This window comes from Neisseria mucosa (assembly GCF_003044445.1).
Lineage (GTDB): Bacteria > Pseudomonadota > Gammaproteobacteria > Burkholderiales > Neisseriaceae > Neisseria > Neisseria mucosa_A.
Window position 1 is genome coordinate 1 of sequence record NZ_POWX01000013.1, and the last position, 19617, is coordinate 19617.

Sequence of the window (19617 nt, forward strand, 5' to 3'; positions counted from 1 at the left end):
TTTTCCCTGTTTCGGCGGGCTTGGCGTTTTTGATTTGTCAGTCGTTCAGCTTCATTTTTACGGTATTTTTTCGAGGTATTTTTCAGATACCGCAAAAGATACCGTAAATTTTAGGTTACTTCAATTAGGCTGAATTAGATGATAAATAGATGCCAAAACCAGCGGAAAGCCTTGTATTTCTTGGCTTTGGTTTACAGCATTAGACTGCGATAGACAAAAAAATAACCGCTCTAAAAGCGGTTGTGGTGCCCGGAGCCGGAATCGAACCGGCACGGCCGGTTTAGGGCCGACGGATTTTAAGTCCGTTGTGTCTACCTATTTCACCACCCGGGCGCAGACTGTTTTATATTGAAATTTGGAGGCGGGGGCGCGGATTTGAACCGGCCTGTATAAGGGTTGCACCCCTTATAGCATAAACACTCTGCCACCCCGCCATGAAATGAGTGGAGGCGAGAGTCGGAATCGAACCGGCGTAGACGGATTTGCAATCCGCTGCATAACCACTTTGCTATCTCGCCAAACAAACTACCAAGTAGTGTTCAAACTGGAGCGGGAAACGAGTCTCGAACTCGCGACCTCAACCTTGGCAAGGTTGCGCTCTACCAACTGAGCTATTCCCGCATATCCAAATGTGCCTGAAGTATGGAGCGGGAAACGAGTCTCGAACTCGCGACCTCAACCTTGGCAAGGTTGCGCTCTACCAACTGAGCTATTCCCGCATGGGACACATCTGAAAATTAAACTGTGGAGCGGGAAACGAGTCTCGAACTCGCGACCTCAACCTTGGCAAGGTTGCGCTCTACCAACTGAGCTATTCCCGCATCGGAGAAACTTTATAGCAACTTAAGACAGGATTCGTTTGGAGCGGGAAACGAGTCTCGAACTCGCGACCTCAACCTTGGCAAGGTTGCGCTCTACCAACTGAGCTATTCCCGCCGAACGTCTGTTTTTACTGCTGTTTCCGAAGAAGACGCAATTATTATGGATTTGAAACTTGTCGTCAAGGGGTTTGTTTTATTTTTTATTTAATTTCCTGCCACGCCATTTTCAGATAATAGAACATTGACCAGAGGGTTAATACAGATGCGATAAACATCAATATGTTACCTGTCAGGTAAAAAATATTGTCAAACTGATTGGAGGCTAAGAGCAATAAAAATATGGCGACCATTTGCGCGGCGGTTTTAAATTTGCCGATGGTGGCAACGGCAACGCTGCTGCGTCTGCCCATTTGCGCCATCCATTCCCTCAAAGCGGAAATGGTGATTTCCCTGCCGATGATGATGATGGCGAAAATAACATAAGTACGGCCAAGGCTGACCAGCAGCAATAATGCGGTCGCTACCATCAATTTATCCGCAACGGGATCGAGGAATGCGCCGAAATCGGAGGTTTGCTTCCAAAGCCTTGCCAAAAAACCGTCAAACCAATCGGTTACAGCGGCGAGTGCAAAGATGATAGCGGCGGTCCAATTGACGGTTTCCGGTGCAATCCACCCTTTGGGTAGGAAAAACAGCAACGTAAAGACCGGAATCAGCAAAACGCGCATCCAAGTCAGAAAAATCGGTATGTTCCAAGGCATGATTTACCTTTGATGTGTTTATGATAGTTAATTTGCCTATTATAACGGACTTGCTTGTCTGTCTGAAAGCTTGTATTCGAACCATCTTCAGCCAATAAAATCTCTCAAGTCTGTTTGTTTTTTCGATAAAACCTGCATTGAGGCAGCCATTCTTTTTGGCACGGGTCGTCAATAAATGACTTTAAAACGCTTTGAAAGGTTTGATTTTTGGCGTTGTATATGTTGCCTTTTAGATAACACGACGCGTAATAATGCGCCAACAAATCCGCCTGCTGCTCCATATTCAGCATACTGAAATGACAAATATCGGACAGCTTGGGATAGAGATAGGCACGACGCCGGCGATAGCCTCCGCTGACAAACAAAAACAATCCGCCCAACCAAGTTTTAAAGCCTTGCTGATACTGCCAAACATGGGTCAATTCATGAATCATCCATATTTGATAGGAAGCAGAAGCGAGGGCGAAGTCGTCAGGGCAGTTATTACGCGGGAAATAGATGTTTCCATTGGGTGAAACGGCAACCTGCATGGTTGGCAGACAAGGAATGCCGCGATAGATTTTGACGCGCGCGTAATCGATACTGTCGGCAAAAATCAGCTTTGCCATTTTGATTTCGTTGTCCGTCAGCCTGCGCCAGCGTTTGCTCATATCTTGTCCTTGTTTCTTTCATGACGACAGAGGTTGTCTGAAAACGATTGTTCTGCCTTAACAGTCATTCAGCTACGTTTACAACCGATACTGCCATATCCCCTACCCGCTTTATAGTGGATTAAATTTAAATCAGGACAAGGCGACGAAGCCGCAGACAGTACAAATAGTACGGAACCGATTCACTTGGTGCTTCAGCACCTTAGAGAATCGTTCTCTTTGAGCTAAGGTGAGGCAACGCCGTACTGGTTTAAAGTTAATCCACTATATTTGCGCCAACATCATCACAAACCTTACAGCATGAAGGTCGTCTGAAATTTTTCAGACGACCTTTTGAACGTGTCAAACAAACTATTGTCCTGAATCTTTCGGTTTCTGATCGGCATTACCAAACAATTTGTCCATAGGGGTCAAATTGATCGCATTGCCTTGGCTGACGATCCATTTGTCTTCCACCCGCCAAACACCTGAACTGTCTTCCACGCGCAGATACCAATGGTTGGTCGGTGTCAGGGGTTTGAAAGTTGCTTCATACTCCATACGGCCGTTTTGGGCTTCCGTACTGACGGCGCGCAGTTTGACGGTTTGGTCTTCCGATTTTTTAGTCGGGTGCATCAAGAGAAGATTCAAAGGCTGCTTGGAATCGAATTCTCCGCTGACGAACACTTTGGCAGCATCCTTATCCGGACTGATCAGCACTTGCACCTGTATATGACGCTTCACCGCTTCTTCATCGCGGTGAAGCTGGATGTCGATGTGTTTGCCGTCTTTGTAATAGTCGTCCGTTACCAAGTCGGTTGTATGCTCTTTGGCAACAAAGAACATGGAGACACTGGCAATCACGACAAAAATAGGACCCGCCATCAATACCCACGGCCAAATGTGTTTGTACCAAGGTTTGACTTGTTTTTGCTCGGACACGTTTTATTCTCCGATAAAGGTTGCTTCTTCTTCCAAGATGATGGGTTCACCATCTGCTTTGCCGGTTTCGCGATAAGTGAAGGTAAACTCAATTGGATGGCTGCCCTTGTTTGCATATTCAGGAATAGTGGAAACTTGGACGGGAATGGTCAACGTTTCGCGCGGTGCGATTTTTACGCCACCTTCCGGCAGTCCGGTCAGGGCAATTTCTTCAAAGCCTTTGACTGCCGCAGTCATCACTTGTTCGTTTTCGCTATTGTTGATAATGCGCAGGTTGTAAGCGTTTTCCAGCCAACCTTTGCTGTTTTCGCGCACCATCACGCCGCGGTCTTTCAAAATATCGACTTCGACCATTTTACGGGTCGAAAGTCCGACCAAGAAAGCGATGATGACCACCAACAAAACAGCACCGTATCCCGCTACACGCGGACGTTTCAAGCGTTTTTTGATGTCGCTTTCAGGATATTCGTGTTCCAACGCGCCTTCGGTCGTATAGCGTATCAAACCGCGCGGATAACCCATTTTATCCATGATTTCGTCACAGGCATCGATACACGCCGCACAGCCGATACATTGGTATTGCAAGCCGTTACGGATGTCGATACCGACCGGGCAGACTTGGACGCACATGGCACAGTTAATACAATCGCCCAACCCGCTTTCTTCTTTATTGACGGTTTTCTTGCGTGCGCCGCGCGGTTCGCCGCGTTCGGCATCGTAAGAAATAATCAGCGTGTCTTTATCGAACATCGCACTTTGGAAGCGTGCATACGGACACATATGCAGACACACTTTCTCACGCATGATGTGGGCAAAGAAGAAAGTGACGAAGCCGTAGAACGCTGCGGCAAACATCGCTCCGCCACCTGCCATCCCGGTAAACAAGTCGGGAACAAACTGGCGGATCGGAACGAACCAACCGACAAAGGTAATACCTGTCCACGCGCAAAAGAGGAAAATCAGCAGGGCTTTAGTGGCTTTGATGCGGATTTTAGTGAAATTCCACGGCGATTTTTCCAGCTTCAGGCGTTTGTTGCGGTCGCCTTCAACCAAGTTGTCGATCCACAGCATGATTTCGGTGTAAACCGTCTGCGGGCAGGAATAGCCGCACCACAAACGTCCGGCAATCGTCGTCCACCAAAACAGCCCGAAAGCGCAAATCATCAGCAACAGGGCGAGGTAAATCAAGTCGCCCATACCCAGCGACAATCCGAAAATGAAGAAATGTCGGTCCGGAATATTGAAAAGCACCGCCTGACGGCCGCTCCAGTTGAACCACGGAATCACATAAAACACAAACTGGGTCGCCAATACGGCGGCAATACGCAATTTGGCGAACCGCCCTTCCGCTTTTTTCGGATGGATGCGCTCGCCTTCCGGATGGATTTGAATCACGCTGGCTCTGGGATTAATCGGCTTGGGAGGCGCCATTTTCGCAGGTTTTGCCGGTTTTTCAGACGGCTCTTTGGGCGCAGCCGGCGTTTCTTCTGTGGCAGCGTTTTCAGCTTGGTTTTCTGTTGACATTTTCGGTGTTCCTTCAGGTGTTTTTCAGAGGCCTTTTATTCTGATTACTGGCTTGATTGGTTTTTCAGACGACCTTTTGTTTACGTCGGAATCATATCATTTGCACTTTATCAAAGCAAAAAGCCATCTTTAGCTTTTATATGCCGTCCGTCTTGATTTTTCTGTCGTTTCAGTCCGAAATCGGCGATATTCAAGCAGTTGCATATAACCGATAACACTATATTTATAGCCAATTGCTATATATCCGATAAAAATTTATAAACTACTGTTTCAAAACGAAATAACAGTTAATCTCATCTACTTTGTCTGTTTCAGACGACCCCTTATGCGGGCAACTTTTAAAACAGGACAAGGCGACGAAGCCGCAGACAGTACAGATAGTACGGAACCGATTCACTTGGTGCTTCAGCACCTTAGAGAATCGTTCTCTTTGAGCTAAGGCGAGGCAACGCCGTACTGATTCAAAGTGTTTCCACCAATATGCAGAAAGGTCGTCTGAAAGCCGCCCGCGTCCTTGAAAGCCTGCCCGAATCGGGCGATAATCAGCGGGATTTTCTTTAACGTTTCAAACCAATACAGCAAGGAAGGTACAAAATGTCTCAACTGGCAAACGCAATCCGTTTCCTCTCGGCCGATGCCGTTCAAAAAGCAAATTCCGGCCACCCCGGCGCGCCGATGGGTATGGCCGAAATGGCGGAAGTATTGTGGACGAAATTCCTGCACCACAACCCCGCCAACCCCAAATTCTACAACCGCGACCGCTTCATCCTCTCCAACGGCCACGCGTCCATGCTGTTGTACAGCCTGCTGCACCTGACCGGCTACAACCTGAGCATTGAAGACCTGAAAAACTTCCGCCAGCTGCACAGCAAAACCCCCGGCCACCCCGAATACGGCTACACCGACGGCGTGGAAACCACGACCGGCCCGTTGGGACAAGGCATTGCCAACGCAGTGGGCATGGCATTGGCAGAAAAAATCCTTGCCGCCGAATTCAATAAAGACGGTTTGAACATCGTCGATCACTACACCTACGTCTTCATGGGCGACGGCTGCCTGATGGAAGGCGTATCCCACGAAGCCTGTTCGCTCGCCGGCACCTTGGGCTTGGGCAAACTGATTGTTTTGTATGATGACAACAATATTTCCATCGACGGCAAAGTGGACGGCTGGTTTACCGAAAACATCCCGCAACGCTTTGAAAGCTACGGCTGGCACGTCGTTCCCAACGTAAATGGTCATGACACCGCCGCCATTCAAGCCGCCATCGAAGCTGCACGCGCCGAAACCGGCAAACCGTCCATCATCTGCTGCAAAACCTTAATCGGCAAAGGCAGTGCCAACAAAGAAGGCAGCCACAAAACCCACGGCGCACCTTTGGGCGCGGACGAAATCGAAGCCACACGCAAACATTTGGGCTGGACTTACCCCGCATTTGAAATCCCACAAGAAATCTATGCCGCATGGGATGCGAAAGAACAAGGTGCGAAACTGGAAGCGGAATGGAACGAGCTGTTTGCGCAATACCAAGCCAAATATCCTGCCGAAGCCGCAGAATTTGTGCGCCGCATGGATAAAAAACTGCCGGACAATTTCGATGAATATGTTCAAGCCGCATTGAAAGAAGTGTGCGCCAAAGCAGAAACCATCGCCACCCGCAAAGCCAGCCAAAACAGCATCGAAATCCTCGCTAAAGAGCTGCCCGAACTGGTAGGCGGTTCTGCCGACCTGACCCCGTCCAACCTGACAGACTGGTCAAACAGCATCTCCGTTACCCGCGAAAAAGGCGGCAACTACATCCACTACGGCGTGCGCGAGTTCGGCATGGGTGCCATCATGAACGGTCTTGCCCTGCACGGCGGCGTTAAACCGTTTGGCGCGACCTTCCTGATGTTCAGCGAATACGAACGCAACGCCCTGCGTATGGCGGCACTGATGAAAATCAACCCCGTCTTCGTCTTCACCCACGACTCCATCGGTCTCGGCGAAGACGGACCGACCCACCAACCCGTCGAGCAAACCGCCACCCTGCGCCTGATTCCGAACATGGACGTATGGCGTCCGTGCGACACTGCCGAATCCTTGGTAGCGTGGGCTGAAGCAGCAAAAGCCAAAGACCACCCGTCCTGCCTGATTTTCAGCCGTCAAAACCTGAAATTCCAAGCGCGCAACGAACAACAACTGAACGACATCAAACGCGGCGGCTACGTCATCAGCGAAGCCCAAGGCAACGCCCAAGCCGTCATTATTGCTACCGGCTCAGAAGTCGAGCTGGCTTTGGAAGCGCAAAAAGCACTCGCCGCGCAAAACATCACCGTGCGCGTCGTTTCCATGCCGTCCACCAACGTGTTCAACCGCCAAGACGCCGCCTATAAAGCCGCCGTCCTGCCCGAAGGCCTGCCGCGCGTTGCAGTAGAAGCCGGACACGCCGACGGCTGGTACAAATACGTCGGACTGAACGGCGCAGTCATCGGTCTCAACCGCTTCGGCGAATCCGCCCCTGCCGATCTGCTGTTCAAAGAATTCGGCTTTACGGTGGACAATGTTGTCGATACTGTAAAATCAGTGTTGTAAACATAAACCATCGCATCAAAGGTCGTCTGAAAACGGAAGATAAGGTTTTCAGACGACCTTTTTCATTCAAAACTGCCAAAGCTGATTAAACGAAAAATCTAAATACCCATACAGCGGCGCAACCCTTTCTGCGCAAATGAAAGTAGCGTAGAAATGTTGGATAAAGCATCGTCTCCCCCTTCATTCCCGATAATCTTTCGCCATATCTTGAAAGCTGCACCGCCAAACCATAAAATCACGCCTTACCCAATTTGATATAACTTATACATCCAACCCGTCTTACTCGCCAATCATGATTACCCGCCTTGCCGCCTACCGGAAAACCCTCCTCACCTGCCTGATTTTATGGGTATCTATCGTCGCCGTTTTTTCCGCCGAACGTTTCTTCATGCTGCACCATTTTGTTTCAGACGACATCCGCAGCCGTTATGCGGGCGATTTGGCGGCTTTGTTTGTCAAAGGGCTGCTGTTCGACATTAAAATCGCTTCCATTACCGCCGCTTTCCCCTTCCTGATCGGGCTGTTCGGACTGACTTCGCAAAAAACCGCCGCCTTTACTCTCCGCCTCCTGCCTACCGTCGCAACCGTCCTCTCCCTGACACCCTTTGCCGCCGCGCTGGGCAACTGGTTCTATTACAGCGTTTACGACCGTCAATTTGACGTCTTCGTCTTCGGACTGGCGGAAGAAGACACCAGCGCCGTCCTGAAAACCGTCTGGTCGGACTATCCCGTTATTTCCTGTCTGGCAGCCTTGATTGCCGCAGCTTTCGTTTTTAGTAAAATGTTCAGCCTCATCCGCCGCAGCACCCGCTTTCAGACGACCTCATGGGGAAAAACCGCTTGGATTGCCGCCATCCTCTTGCCCACTCTTGCACTTGCCGCAGGCATACGCGGTTCGTTCGGCAAATTCCCCCTACGCCAGACCGCCATGCAGATTTCCGCCGCACCCCAAATCAACAAACTCGTCCCCAACGCCCTGACCTCACTAAGCTGGGCGGTCAACGAATACCGCAACAGCAACGACTTCCATCCCGTATCCGACGAAGACGGTAGCCGGCTCATCAGTACCCTGCTCGATAAAAAAACCAATGCCGACTTGACGCAGCTATTTGCTCAAACCGCCCCCAATCCCGCTGTCGAAAAACACCGTCCCAACGTCGTTTTCACCGTCATGGAAAGCATGAGCGCACACCTCTTGAACATGGATAATCCCGAACGTGATCTCTTGGGCGAACTGGGCAATCATTGGCAGCAAGACTGGGTATACCGCAAATTCGTTTCCGAGGGCGACGGCACCAGCGACTCCCTGCACCGCTTCTTCGTCCGTAGCCCGCGCCTCAACCTCAGCCAATCCCTTGCCAAAAACAAAACCTTCCCCGGCAATATGTTCAACCCCTATCTCGATGCCGGCTACCGCGTCGTCTATATTACTGCGGGCAACGGCGGCTGGCGCGATTTCGACACCTTCCTGCGGCACTTGGGCGTCAATGAAATCATCGATGAAAACACCCTCAAAACCCGCTATCCCGAAGCAAAATCCGGCACATGGGGCGTACCCGACGAATTCATGTTCCGTTATGCCGAAGAAGAACTCGCGCGCGCCGAAAAAAGCGGCACACCCGTATTCATCATGATGATGTCCGTGACCAACCATCCACCCTACCACCTGCCCGCACCGCACCAGCTCAAAAACTTCCGTTTGGAAGAACAAGAGCAAAAACGCCTTGCCAATCTCGCCTCAGGCAAAGAGTTGAATGAAATTTTCAACACCTTCCGATACAGCAACGACCAACTCGGACGCTTTATCGGCAAAGTGAAAACCATCGCACCCGACACCATTATTGCCGCCACCGGCGACCACAATATGCGCGCCATCGGCTATCCCGAATCCGCCGATGCCGCACTCGGTCACAGCGTCCCCTTCTATCTTTACGTTCCGCAAGCCTACCGCGGCAGTGCCGAATACCATCCCGAACGCGCAGGTTCGCACAAAGATATCCTGCCGACCCTCTACAACTTAAGCCTGTCCAAAGCGCGTTACTACCAAACCGGTTGCAACCTCACCGCCCCGCAACCCGATTCCCCTTGGTGCGGCTACGGCTACAACCCCGAAGTCATCATCACCGAACGTGGCTTCTATCACCAACACAGCAAAGCATTCCACAAATGGGACAACCAAAACATCCAAACCGCCGAAAGCCGCCCAAGCACACCGGACGGCGAAGACCAAGCCATTATCCGCCGCGCCTCGGCATATACGCCGTTTCTTGAATGGCAGATCAACCGGATTGTCAGTACCCAATAAATCTGTTTATAAACATCAAAGGTCGTCTGAAAAGTTTCAGACGACCTTTTTATACCCAAACCGCCTTTGCTATAACGGCATTTACTTCACTTATCAAACTTGCCCATAAAACATTTTAAACCTACAATGCCGCTGTTTATCACATCTCCGAGCCAATCATGTTTTTCGTTCTATCTCCCGCCAAAAACCTCAATGAAAAAGACCCCGCGCCCGTCAAAGAATTTACCCAACCCGACCTCTTGGCGGAAGCCGAAATCCTGATGCGCCAACTGCGTAAACTCGCCCCACAGCAAATCGCCGAGCTGATGCATGTCTCTGACAAAATCGCCCTCTTAAACGCCGAGCGCAACGCCGAATGGCATACGCCGTTTACCCTCGACAACGCAAAACAGGCAGTCTTTATGTTCAACGGCGACGTTTACGAAGGCATCGCTGCAGACACGTTAAAACCTGAACAAATCCAATATCTGCAACAACACGTCCGCCTGCTTTCCGGTCTCTACGGCGTCCTACGCCCACTGGATTTGATGCAGCCCTACCGCCTGGAAATGGGAACGGCGTTTGCCAACACGCGCGGCAAGAATCTGTACGAATTTTGGGGCGACACCATTACTAACCTGCTAAACGACACCCTTGCCCAAGCCGGCAGCGACACCTTGGTTAACCTCGCTTCGCAAGAATATTTCAAATCCATCAACACCCAAAAACTCAAAGCCCGCTTGATTACTCCCGTTTTCAAAGACGAAAAAAACGGCAAATACAAAATCATCAGCTTCTACGCAAAACGCGCGCGCGGACTGATGGTGCGCTATGCGGCGGAACACAATATCGCCGACCCGGAAATGCTGAAAAATTTCGATTACGAAGGCTACTCATTTAACGCAGCGGCGTCCAATGAGTCCGAATGGGTGTTCATGCGCAAAGAACAAACCAAGTAAAAACAAAAAACTAAATATTAACCCTAAAATTTCGCTTGGCAAACCCGACAAATTTTATTATTATTCCTGCTTCAAGAGACGGAAGCGTGGCAGAGCGGTTTAATGCAACGGTCTTGAAAACCGTCGAGGGTTGATAGCCCTCCGTGAGTTCGAATCTCACCGCTTCCGCCATTTCTTGAAAACAGCAAAACCAAATAAAAATGAATTGAAGCCTTGTGCAACAGCATTTTTATTTGGTTTTACTTTATTCTAGGGAAACGTGGCAGAGAGGCTAAATGCAGTAGACTCGAAATCCGCTGAGGGTGCAAATCCTGCTCGAAGCTTCCCTAATCCCACCATATTGCCAAATTAAAATAACAAGCTGCCGTAAAATGGTAGCTTTTTTGTTATCCGACTTATTGGTTTTTATTGTGTGTTCACATAGAAAATATTCACCTGCCGTCACTTCTGATTAAAAACAACATACTATATAAAAGGTCGTCTGAAACCGTTTGACTCAACGTTTTCAGACGACCTTATATATTACGCCCCGTGAAAGGGGCAATTAACCAAACTTAACAAACCCTTTTCATTAGCCAAGTGAAAGGGGCTTTTTTATGTCAGCAAACATTATTTTCAGTTCGTCTTACTGGCGAATATTCAAATCAAAAAATTCATGTGTTTTGTGCTTTTACCGATTCCAAGTAGGAAAATCCCATGAACTGGAAACGCAAGAAACGTTTCCCGATTTATTGGAAACACTGAAACAAATAGATTCGGCAGGCTCTTACTATCCTGTCATTTTAACTTCGGACGGTTCGCCGTTTATTGTTCTTTAACAGTTTGTCGGAATGAAGGGCTTTCGGTCGCAGACCGTCGGACGCGCGCCAGCGCGGCAGACGGGAAGCGGCAGAAAGCCCCCCCCTTGACTAACAGGGGGGGAGCAAAAACCAAAGCCCCGAAATTCCAAAAGAGGGGAGCAGATGAGCCAAATAGAATATTTCTCCCATTTCATCACAGATGAACGGGGGAAACTAATTGAAGTTCCGCAAAGGCGGGGCATACAGGACGGCGTTTTCATAGACTGGCTTTCTATAACATTCCATGAAGACACATTGGTAAAAATCGCCGGATGTCCGTTGGTATCAGATACCGAATACATGTACGTCTTGAGCAGGAAGTTGGAAGAAATTTTAGGTTTCGGTATTACCCGAAAATGCAAGTCCAAAGGTAACAAGTTTTACGAATCCATGTATCGGCTCGGATCGGACGATGTGGATTACGGTGAAGTCCATTATGGTGGACAGCGGGATACCGTTTTGATTGAGTTGAAAGGCGTCGGGTGCAATCTCGCACAAGCGGGTTGGGAAGCAAGGATGAGGCAGTTTTTAGAAAACGCCGTTCGACCCCGAATAACCCGAATCGATTTGGCTTTAGATTTTTTCGACGGCCAATACACCCCCGAACGAGCCTTGTTGGACCATGATAACGGCTTTTTCGACAATCACAATATGCGTCCGAAGTCCGAAATGGTCGGGTCGGCATGGCGTAAAGAAGACGGCACAGGTAAGACGTTCTATGTCGGTCGAAAGAAAAATTCCCGATTTGTCCGCGTATATGAAAAAGGTCGTCAGCTTGGGGACAAAGAAAGCCCGTGGGTCAGGTTTGAAATACAGTTTAACCACGGAGATATAGAAATACCGTTTGAGATTCTGACAGACGAAGGCGGTTACTTTTGCGGCGCATTTCCCATATGCAGCACTTTCAAAAATATGCCGCAAGAAAAAAGGTTTGAGCCCAGAAGCAAAGTACTGAATCTGACGTTCGGCCACAAATTGAAACACGCAAAGAACGCCGTCGGCAAGCTTGTCAATTTCATGTCCGATTTAGGTTTTACGGCTGAAGAAATTGTCAGGCAGCTAAAAGCAGAACAAGGCTATCCCAAAGGTCTTGAGCCTGAAAAATACGATTTGAATGAATTGAGGCAGGCAGAAAAAAGCGGGTTCATACACGAATCGGCGGAGGCGGCACTTGATTTTGAAGTCATGGCTTTAGATTTAGATTCGGTCGGTTTCAAGCTGTCAGACGGCTACGACCCGCATAAACGTCTTTTTGACGTCCAGTATGAAGCAGACAGAAAACGCAAAGAAGACGAAGCGTATGAACGATGGTTGCAGCGCAACTATGAAGAAGGTTTACCGCTCGCCGAGCAGATGAAGCGAAGGACGGCGCGATGGCATGAAGAAACAGCGCGAAACCGTCTTAAAAATTCCAAGTATCGGCAGTATCACGGTGAATATAGGGCTTATACCAAAAAGCCCGTCAAATTTGATTGGTATGATTTTTAAGAAAGGAAATATCCATGTTTAACCAAAACCAGATAATCACTTATCCCGCAACCTTTTTAGGTGCCAAAAAATTCAAAGGCGAAATTGACGGCTCGCAGATTGACAGTTGTTCCGTCTTGGTCGCCACACCGCTCCCGTCTCAATCGGGTAACGCCGTCGGTTTCACCGCCGCGCAGATGAAGTTCGGTTCGAGCGACAACTTTGCAAAGCTGGCAAACCTCAGTTTCCCTTGCGAAGTCATGATTACCGTAGAGATGACCTCGACAGGCAAAGGTATGGTTCCCACACTGAAAGAGTTCCAAGTTCAAACAGAGGCAAAGCCGAAAGGCTAAATCATGAAATATAAAGAACGGTTCATAGTTCAGGATTTGGAATCACACGAATTCATCTATCCCGATCCGTTTGGCGATACAGGTTTTACCCAGAACCTAAAATCTGCCGGGCATTTTGAAAGCTATGAAGACGCATTTAATGCCGGAATGGAAGAAATAGGCGGTGGATTTCAAATCTTTGCGTTTTACCTGAAAGAAGAATAAGTTGGCAGGCTCGGCGGGCGGTCTGTAAAACCTTTCACAAAGCCCGCACACAAGGAAGCAGCATGAAAATTAGTATTCCCGTATTAATAATCGGCTGGGTGGTCTGTATGTTTCTGTTTCTTGTCGCCCTGCTGTATTTCACGAATTAAGAATTCAGGTTAAAGGCTTCGCCTGAATCCAGTCTAAAGAAGCCGTCTTACTTTAAACAACCAAAAGGAAAAAACGATGAACATCATCAAAAAACACGCCGCAAAACTGGCAATCGCAACCGCATTACTGACACCGTTTGCCGCAAGCGCAGAAGGATTTGACGCAGCTGCAATCGGTACACAGGTTGCAAGCGTCATCATGGGTTTTGTCGCCATGGTTTCAGCCGTCGGCATGGCTGCTATTACTGTTATCTTGGCCATCCAAGGCTTCAAAATGGCTTGGTCTATGATTAAAGGCGTGAAATAAGTTTAAGGAGGGCGAACAGATGGGGTTTCGCGTTGGAATCAACTGTTTTGACACTCGATTACAGGCGGACGATTATCTGTTGTCAGCCCTCCCTCCGACCATAACGGCGGAAGGCAAAATCATCAGAGCCGAAAGACAGCAAAACGGTTGGACGCTTGAAGGCCAGCCGGTAAAGTTGAGTTATCCCGAATGCTCGGCGGTAGAGCAGGTAAAAGACGGCGCCTCGGTGGGTGCGGCGTTTCTGCTTCTTCTTGCCAGTATATACGCGTTCAGGTTGCTGGTCGGATTTGTGAAAGATTTCGGCAGGATACAGGGTGATTCGTAATGTTGATTGATTTTTGGTTTCTGCTGGGCTTTGCCGCTGTGGTATCGGTGGCATGGATATTCAAATGACGTGGCGATATAATCTAGACTTTCTGAACAATTACGAAAGTTAGGATTATGTTTTACATTTCGGAAGAAGAATTGAGATTCAAAAAAGATACGAATCCCGATTATTTGAATGAAAAATTGTGTCATGTGTTTATAGCTGAAATGTTCAGACTTAAAGAAATTTATCCAATTTCTGATTTTAAGAACATTGTAAAGAATGCAGCCCAATATTTTTTAAATAGAACATATCTTAATGATATGTTAGTTTTTTTTGAGGATGGCTCGTATTTGAAATTTCAGTTTCTAGAACATGGCTTTGAATGCAAAGAGTTCTACGATGGTCAAATTTCAACGGCTTATTATTATGGCCGTTATTCTATTAGGATTTAATTTCAAAGTTCAAGCGGAATTGGTTGTTGAGCCGAATGGAAGAATGCGCGTTCCGACAGGAGGTTTTAATCAAAATGGCGTCAGAACTTGGCGGTATTTGGATAATGGTCGTGGCGGTATGGGCGGGAATATGTTCTATCATGAGATAGGCAGTAAATCATTAGCTGTCCGCGAAGCCTCAACCGGTCTCCGTTCCGCCTCAACCGTACCCGTTACTATCGAACACCGCGTCTCCAAATCCACAGTCTTCAGAAACTTGCTCGCACGTGCAAGGGTCGGCGGCAAATACGCCGTCCAACGCGCCGCGGGCAAACTCGGTGCAGGTCTTTTAGGCGGTCCCGCCGGGTGGGCAATAACCGCCGCTCTAACCGCCTATGACCTTGCAGCCCCACACGCGGCAAGCGAAGGCTATTACTACGATGACAAATATCAGGATTTTGTAAAAACAAAGACCTTCGTATATTGCGTCGCAACATCAGGACTTTGTACAGACCAGAGGGTCGAAGAAACGGTCATGAATCCCAGAGCAGTATATGCCGATATGGAATCAAACCCATCAGATGCCGAAATCAATAAAAAACTGTGTTCTCAATTAGATGTTCAGCATTTCGGTTTTGAATATCCCGATCGTTTCAGCAAAAAAGACACAAAATTCAACAGAAAGAACAATACTTGTGTGGTTGAGTTTAATGTTTTGAAGGAAGTCGGATTTTTGCAGCTGGGCAAAACGACCACATCGGAAACACGTGTAATGGAACGCGTCCCAAAAGTCAAAGAACCCATACCGCAAAGCGTATTTGACAAAGCAGTCCAACCGTCGGCAGACGCCAGCCCGTCGAAATATGTCAACGCAACCGCCAATCAAGACGGTAGTGTACCCGGTGAGACGCAAGGCAATCCAACCGTACCGAATGGCACAGTCGTAACCCTTGGCCCGGCAACAGGGCAAGACGGCAGACCCTTTCAGATGACCATTAGTTTCATGACAGGCGCGAACGGTAACACATCGGCAACCGTAACTACAACCCCGCGACCAGACCTCACACCGGGCAGCCCTGCCGCACCAAAAACAAACCCAGTCCCCACACCGGGAAGCGGCAATCCAGGTGCAGACGGGAAGCCAGGTGCAGACGGGAAGCCAGGTGCAGACGGGAAGCCGGGTGCAGACGGGAAGCCGGGTGAGGACGGGAAGCCGGGTGAGGACGGGAAGCCGGGTGAGGACGGGAAGCCGGGTGAGGACGGGAAGCCGGGTGAGGACGGGAAGCCGGGTGCAGACGGGAAGCCGGGTGAGGACGGGAAGCCGGGTGAGGACGGGAAGCCGGGTGCAGACGGGAAGCCGGGTGAGGACGACAAGCCGAAAGAGGAAGACAAGCCAAAAGACGGCGGGCTGTTGTGCGAAGTGTTCCCAAACATTCTCGCGTGCGACAAACAGCCCGAAGCGGGTGAGGAGCCTGATTTGACGCTCCCGGAAGAAGTGATAAACGTCGAGTTTGAGAAATCCAGTGCCTTCCAAGAATCAGCGGAATGCCCCGCTCCCGTGACATTCAACGTTACGGTATTGGGCGCAAGCAAAACCTTCGCCTTCAGCTTCGAGCACGCCTGCGAGATAGCCTCAAGGCTGCGGTATATGCTGGTTGCGCTGGCGTGGGTGGTAGCCGCCTTCTTCTGCATTCGCGCGGTATCGCGAGAAGTGTAGGACGGCGGTGGAGAGGAAGCATAACCACGAAGCGCGGCAGACAGGACGACAGCCCGACCGTCGGGCAAAGGCAACATCGGAACAAGTCAAGGGGAGGATGTCTGTAAGGAATTGTAAAGACGGCTTTATCGTCTTTATAATTCCTTACGGATACCCCTTGACGCACGGACAAAGAAACACACTCTGCCCGTGGGCAGGGTGATAAGGCGCGCGCCTTTTGCGCCGTTCCCCCTGCCCGCGCGGCGTCGCAAGTGAGACGGTGGGGGTGCGGGGGCGGAAATCCCCCGCGAAACGTTCCGAAACGGCAACTTTTGCCAAAACAGGTAGCCGTTGAACACACAAGGCAAAACGCAACGAATCAAATCCATTTCAAATCAGACAGACACATTTCAGACGACCTCAAAAGGTCGTCTGAATCACAAACAGCCCTTAAAAAATAAACCGTAAATAAGAAAGGAAGCCCAAATGAAACTGCTCGCAGCACTGCTCCCGCTGCTTTTGAGCGTAGCAGGCAGAATCATGACAGCCTTAGGGCTGATGGCAGTAACCTATAAAGGCGTGGACATCATGGTGAGCCGTTTCCAACAGGCGATAACCGACAGCGTTACAGGCGCACCGCAGGCCATGCTGCAACTCTTTTACATCAGCGGCGGCGGTACAGTCCTGAACATACTGTTTGGCGCAATCGCCTTTATCCTGTCATTCAAACAAATGACGAAACTGGCCACAGCAATAGGGAAGAAAAAATAATGGCGGAAATATGCTTGATAACAGGGACGCCCGGTTCGGGTAAAACCCTGAAAATGGTATCCATGATGGCAAACGACAAAATGTTTCAGCCTGACGAGAATGGAATAAGCCGCAAGGTTTTTACAAACATTAAAGGCTTGAAGATACCCCATACCTACATAGAGACCGACGCCAAGAAACTGCCGAGGTCAACGGAAGACCAACTGTCCGCACACGACATGTACGAATGGATAAAGAAGCCCGAAAACATCGGCGCGATCGTCATTGTTGACGAAGCACAGGACGTTTGGCCGGCACGCTCCGCAGGTGCGAAAATTCCCGAAAACGTATCATGGCTGAACACACACAGACATCTTGGCATAGACATATTTGTCCTGACACAAGGTCCGAAACTGTTGGATACCAACTTGAGGACGCTTGTAAAAAAACACTACCACATAGCCGCAAATAAGATGGGTATGCGGACGCTCTTAGAGTGGCAAATTTGTGCAGACGACCCTATAAGAATGGCGAAGCAGGCATTCTCCAGCATTTACACATTGGACAAAAAAGTGTACGACCTGTACGAATCCGCCGAAGTCCACACGGTCAACAAAGTAAAACGTTCAAAGTGGTTTTACGCCCTGCCCGTGATACTGCTGCTTGTTCCCGTCTTTCTCGGATTGTCCTATACCATGCTGAAAAACTACGGCAAACAGCCCGAACAGGAACAGGCGCAGGAATTGGCGGCATCCGATGTAAACCAAGCCGCAAGCGGAGTACAAAGCGAAGAACAGGCACAAACCGCCGCACAGCAGACAGGCGGCGACCTGACAGCCGAAATGTTCGTTCCGAAACTTGCAGAAAAACCCGAAAGCAAACCAATCTACAACAGCGTCCGACAGGTCAAAACCTTCGAGTACATCGCCGGTTGCGTCGATGGCGGCAAAAGCGGCTGCACCTGTTATTCCGCACAAGGAACGCCATTGAAAGAAATTACTAAAGCCATGTGCAAGGACTACGCCAGAAACGGCTTGCCGTTCAACCCATACAAGGACGAACAACAGGCAGCACAACAGCAACAGAACACACCGCAGACCGCCTATACGCCTGAAAGCGGCCAAGTTCTTACAATGGGCGGACAGCCCCCAAAAAATCTAATGTATGACGGTTATACAGAAGCGGGGCAGCAGTTTGCGCAAAGAGGCGGAGTAGTCGCCACGCCATAGAAAAAAGGTCGTCTGACATATTTCAGACGACCTTTTAAGCAATAAAATTGCTTCCGGAAAGGATTAAAAAAGCAAATTTAGGCAAAATACAGCGCAACCGGAAGCAATAAAATTCCAAAGCAGAAACCCGCAAACCGTTTTAAAAAAGACGGTTTACGGGTTTTTGTTTATGCGCAAAACAAAGACCGGGACGGTTAGGCAGACGAACGACCCGGGCAGAAAAGCCGATAAAAAGAAATGCCGACCGTCTTTTACCATCCTTGAAATTGAATATCATCATAGCCGCAACAGGCTGAATAAATAAGGAAAATCCCATCATGAATACAATCGGATTGGACATATCGCAAAAAACCATAGACGCAACACTGCATAAGACCGACGGAAGCACATATCACACCAAGGTCGGCAATAATCGGGAAGGCTTCCAAAGCCTCAAGGACTGGATAAAGGCGAACAAGGTTAGAAAATGCGTCATCGGCATGGAAGCAACGGGCATATACTACGAAGCTGCCGCCGAAAACCTGTCCGAAACCCACACCGTTTACGTCATAAATCCCCTGAAAATCAAAGACTATGGCAAAAGTCAGTTTAATCGCACGAAAACCGACAAAGCCGATTCAAACCTGATCGCCGAATACACCAAACGGCACTCGGACAAAATCATACCGTATAGCAAACCCAAAAACCGCTACCTGCAAAAACTCATCACCCTGAAGCAGCAACTCAAAGACCATCAGAAACAAATCAAAAACCGCCTGCACAGTACCAAAGACGAACTGATACAGACAATACATGAAGACCTTATCGAAACCTATCAGGAAAAAATCGACCAAACCCAAGCCGCCATAGACGCACAAATCAAAGAACAGACCGCAACCGACAGCCACTACCGCAACCTGCAAACCATAGCAGGCATAGGCAAAGACACCGCCGCCATACTATATGCCCAACTGACAGACAAAACCTTTCAAACCGCAAACCAATTCGTATCATACGCAGGACTAAGCCCGCAGACCGAACAGTCCGGGACGAGCGTCCACAAGAAAGGCAGATTGAGCCGCTATGGACATCGCCGGGTTAAACGCTCCCTGTATATGCCCGCACTGGTCGCCTATCGGACGGGTGCATTCCCGCAGCTCGTCCGCAACCTGACGAATGCAGGCAAGCCCAAAATGGTCATCATCGTCGCCATCATGCGCAAACTGGCGAAGCTGGCCTATTACATTGTAAAAACAGGCAAGCCATACGACAGCACGCGGCACAAAGCGGCATAGGAAAGGCAAACCAAACAAAAAGAAAAACGGTTACAGAAATGTAACCGTGTATTGTCATACCGTCAAAAAGTGTAAAACAAAATAATCATATAAAATATAAAGTTACAAATATAT

At 49.1% G+C, this 19617-nt stretch carries 16 protein-coding genes and 8 tRNA genes; 13 read left to right on the forward strand and 11 right to left on the reverse strand.

Annotated features, from left to right (window positions below; all coding sequences use genetic code 11):
- Nucleotides 1-243 precede the first annotated feature (243 nt).
- From DBY90_RS08140 to ccoG, 11 genes are all read right to left on the reverse strand, one after another.
- Nucleotides 244-333 (reverse strand) — tRNA-Leu (locus tag DBY90_RS08140).
- Between the two features lie 23 nt (nt 334-356).
- Nucleotides 357-434, reverse strand: a tRNA-Cys gene (locus DBY90_RS12885).
- A gap of 10 nt (nt 435-444) precedes the next feature.
- A tRNA-Cys gene (locus tag DBY90_RS08145) sits at nt 445-518 on the reverse strand.
- 27 nt (nt 519-545) lie between these two features.
- Nucleotides 546-621 (reverse strand) — tRNA-Gly (locus DBY90_RS08150).
- Nucleotides 622-643: 22 nt separating this feature from the next.
- Nucleotides 644-719: transfer RNA gene (locus tag DBY90_RS08155), tRNA-Gly, on the reverse strand.
- 26 nt (nt 720-745) lie between these two features.
- Nucleotides 746-821: transfer RNA gene (locus tag DBY90_RS08160), tRNA-Gly, on the reverse strand.
- 39 nt (nt 822-860) lie between these two features.
- Nucleotides 861-936, reverse strand: a tRNA-Gly gene (locus DBY90_RS08165).
- An 85-nt stretch (nt 937-1021) separates the two neighbouring features.
- Entirely contained in the window at nt 1022-1582 is a 561-nt protein-coding gene (gene pgsA / locus DBY90_RS08170) for a CDP-diacylglycerol--glycerol-3-phosphate 3-phosphatidyltransferase (RefSeq protein ID WP_019270169.1), read from the reverse strand.
- Between the two features lie 104 nt (nt 1583-1686).
- Nucleotides 1687-2232 (reverse strand): type IV secretion protein Rhs, encoded by a 546-nt coding sequence (locus DBY90_RS08175; protein WP_107986972.1) that lies wholly within the window; start codon nt 2230-2232, stop codon nt 1687-1689.
- Nucleotides 2233-2583: 351 nt separating this feature from the next.
- The gene (locus DBY90_RS08185) at nt 2584-3153 is read right to left on the reverse strand and encodes a FixH family protein (protein ID WP_070492374.1); all 570 of its coding nucleotides are present in this window, start codon (nt 3151-3153) and stop codon (nt 2584-2586) included.
- Nucleotides 3154-3156: 3 nt separating this feature from the next.
- Nucleotides 3157-4677: a cytochrome c oxidase accessory protein CcoG gene (gene ccoG, locus DBY90_RS08190; protein WP_070492375.1), complete on the reverse strand. Its 1521-nt coding sequence runs from the start codon at nt 4675-4677 to the stop codon at nt 3157-3159.
- A 594-nt stretch (nt 4678-5271) separates the two neighbouring features.
- On the opposite strand from ccoG, the gene tkt reads away from it, so the two are divergent.
- The 13 genes from tkt (at nt 5272) to DBY90_RS08280 (ending at nt 19503) form a co-directional block, all read left to right on the forward strand.
- A complete protein-coding gene (gene tkt, locus DBY90_RS08200) occupies nt 5272-7251 on the forward strand; it encodes a transketolase (RefSeq protein WP_070491408.1) in 1980 nt (659 codons plus the stop codon).
- A 292-nt stretch (nt 7252-7543) separates the two neighbouring features.
- Complete coding sequence (locus tag DBY90_RS08205) at nt 7544-9556, forward strand: LTA synthase family protein (RefSeq protein ID WP_070491409.1); 2013 nt, start codon at nt 7544-7546, stop codon at nt 9554-9556.
- Between the two features lie 158 nt (nt 9557-9714).
- Complete coding sequence (yaaA, locus tag DBY90_RS08210) at nt 9715-10494, forward strand: peroxide stress protein YaaA (protein WP_070491411.1); 780 nt, start codon at nt 9715-9717, stop codon at nt 10492-10494.
- Nucleotides 10495-10574: 80 nt separating this feature from the next.
- Nucleotides 10575-10665, forward strand: a tRNA-Ser gene (locus DBY90_RS08215).
- Nucleotides 10666-11456: 791 nt separating this feature from the next.
- Nucleotides 11457-12821, forward strand: a complete 1365-nt coding sequence (locus tag DBY90_RS08225) for a replication initiation factor domain-containing protein (RefSeq protein WP_107986976.1) — start codon at nt 11457-11459, stop codon at nt 12819-12821.
- Between the two features lie 14 nt (nt 12822-12835).
- Nucleotides 12836-13153 carry a hypothetical protein gene (locus DBY90_RS08230; RefSeq protein WP_107986978.1) on the forward strand — a complete coding sequence of 106 codons (318 nt, stop codon included), beginning with the start codon at nt 12836-12838 and terminating at the stop codon, nt 13151-13153.
- Nucleotides 13154-13156: 3 nt separating this feature from the next.
- Nucleotides 13157-13357, forward strand: a complete 201-nt coding sequence (locus DBY90_RS08235; protein WP_070492800.1) for a hypothetical protein — start codon at nt 13157-13159, stop codon at nt 13355-13357.
- A 225-nt stretch (nt 13358-13582) separates the two neighbouring features.
- Nucleotides 13583-13813 carry a hypothetical protein gene (locus tag DBY90_RS08240; RefSeq protein ID WP_107986980.1) on the forward strand — a complete coding sequence of 77 codons (231 nt, stop codon included), beginning with the start codon at nt 13583-13585 and terminating at the stop codon, nt 13811-13813.
- 19 nt (nt 13814-13832) lie between these two features.
- Nucleotides 13833-14138 (forward strand): hypothetical protein, encoded by a 306-nt coding sequence (locus DBY90_RS08245; RefSeq protein ID WP_070492798.1) that lies wholly within the window; start codon nt 13833-13835, stop codon nt 14136-14138.
- Between the two features lie 411 nt (nt 14139-14549).
- The gene (locus tag DBY90_RS08255) at nt 14550-16271 is read left to right on the forward strand and encodes an IgG-binding virulence factor TspB family protein (RefSeq protein WP_185952199.1); all 1722 of its coding nucleotides are present in this window, start codon (nt 14550-14552) and stop codon (nt 16269-16271) included.
- A 465-nt stretch (nt 16272-16736) separates the two neighbouring features.
- Entirely contained in the window at nt 16737-17021 is a 285-nt protein-coding gene (locus tag DBY90_RS08265; RefSeq protein ID WP_070491351.1) for a DUF2523 domain-containing protein, read from the forward strand.
- Nucleotides 17021-18229 (forward strand): zonular occludens toxin family protein, encoded by a 1209-nt coding sequence (locus DBY90_RS08270; protein ID WP_107986982.1) that lies wholly within the window; start codon nt 17021-17023, stop codon nt 18227-18229. The genes DBY90_RS08265 and DBY90_RS08270 overlap by 1 nt, the downstream gene beginning before the upstream one ends.
- Nucleotides 18230-18546: 317 nt before the next feature.
- Entirely contained in the window at nt 18547-19503 is a 957-nt protein-coding gene (locus DBY90_RS08280; protein WP_107986986.1) for an IS110 family RNA-guided transposase, read from the forward strand.
- The last annotated feature ends 114 nt before the right edge of the window (nt 19504-19617 follow it).